This window comes from Barnesiella sp. CU968, from assembly GCF_905219685.1.
Taxonomy (GTDB): domain Bacteria; phylum Bacteroidota; class Bacteroidia; order Bacteroidales; family Muribaculaceae; genus Lepagella; species Lepagella muris_A.
In genome coordinates this window covers 1-1,493 of record NZ_CAJMXD010000546.1, presented here as the reverse complement: position 1 = coordinate 1,493, position 1,493 = coordinate 1, and the positions used below count along the sequence as shown (strand labels likewise).

General features: G+C 37.8%; 3 protein-coding genes. All 3 read left to right on the top strand.

The window, feature by feature from the left end:
- A partial coding sequence (gene rmuC / locus JX312_RS13570; protein ID WP_204458446.1) for a DNA recombination protein RmuC occupies positions 1 to 538 on the top strand: 538 nt, incomplete at its 5' end.
- Positions 539 to 645: 107 nt separating this feature from the next.
- The gene (locus JX312_RS14380; RefSeq protein WP_123405150.1) at positions 646 to 1,071 is read left to right on the top strand and encodes a helix-turn-helix domain-containing protein; all 426 of its coding nucleotides are present in this window, start codon (positions 646 to 648) and stop codon (positions 1,069 to 1,071) included.
- Positions 1,072 to 1,084: 13 nt separating this feature from the next.
- Positions 1,085 to 1,393 carry a nucleotidyl transferase AbiEii/AbiGii toxin family protein gene (locus JX312_RS13560; RefSeq protein WP_204458444.1) on the top strand — a complete coding sequence of 103 codons (309 nt, stop codon included), beginning with the start codon at positions 1,085 to 1,087 and terminating at the stop codon, positions 1,391 to 1,393.
- Positions 1,394 to 1,493: the final 100 nt, after the last annotated feature.

The window sequence follows — 1,493 nt, the reverse complement described above, 5'->3', positions numbered from 1 at the left end:
CTCCAAGACAACGCTGTCCGGTTACCTTGATTTCTGCGAGGCTGTCTCCGACATTGAAGCGAAAGACGCTATGAAAAGGCATCTCCTCTCAATCAGAAGACACATTGACGAACTTGCCGCGAAAAAATATCATAAAACCATTGAAAACTCAGCAGAACTGGTGTTGATGTTCATACCCAACGATGGTGCCATGATTTCCGCCATAGACAATGACGATGCCATAGTCAGTTACGCGCTCGACAGGAAAATTGCACTTGTCTCCCCTTCTCAGATTATGAGCGTAATAATGCTTGTGTCTCAGATCTGGCGCAAAGAGGCGCAAGACCGAAACGCGACAGAAATCGCAAGACTCGGGGGACTGCTTTATGATTCGGCGAAAGATTTCCTTTCCGACCTACAGAGCATCGAAAAGAATCTCGCCGCAGCCCACCGAAGCTACGAATCAGCACTTTCGCGACTCACCTCCGGCTCACGCAGCTTCCTCGCCCGCGCCGAACGCCTCCGCGACCTCGGTGCAAAAACCTCCCGCCGACCCTGACAATATAAAAAAGATTATATACATTTAATTATGATTTTACTGGATTTTTCGTATATTTGCAAATCGAAGTAATTCAACAATGGCAAATTTGCAAATGTTGTAGTATTATGATAAGCGTTTTCGATATATATAAAGGGATTCCGATAGGAACAATAATTAAAAGAGATCTCAAAAAAAGAGGGATCTCCCAAATTGCCTTATCTCGATCCATTGGCATATCATATAAAACACTAAATCGTATCATAAACAATCACCGCACAATTGAAAACACATACGCAATAAAGATTGAAAAGATTTTGAATTATGAGCCATCTTTTCTCATTAACTTACAGAATTATATAATTCAAAGAGACAAGAATCAGAAATCAATTTTTTTATACGGCACCACTCCTATAATACGCAAATGTGTGTTCTGGGATATTGACATGAATAAACTTGATTGGCGTAAGAACAAAAACTTCATCATTAACCGCGTTTCCCAATACGGCAATACTTCAGAGAAATCTGCCATAAATGAATTTTATGGTCTATAACTCATAATCTATTATGCCATTACATCTAAAAACTGTAACCCCTGCTCTCAAAGAAATTCTTTATGAATTAATGGATTGCAGTTTATTTAAACCATTCAGATTAGTTGGAGGAACCAATCTATGTTTACGCTTTGGATATAGATTATCTTCCGATATAGACCTTTTTACTGATGCTGAATACGAAAGCATTGATTTCAATAAAATTGAAAATTTCCTTCAATCTAAATTTCCGTTTTATGATTGCAACGACAAACAAAAGATTGTGGGCATGGGAAGGGCATACTATATTGGATATGATGAAAATAATATAATCAAATTCTAAGAGATTGTCTAAATTTTATTGATTAAAAATTTTATGGCAGCGAAATCAATCATTTCTTCCGTTGATTAATTTGATATTTCATAATTTCGAGCGAGTCTGC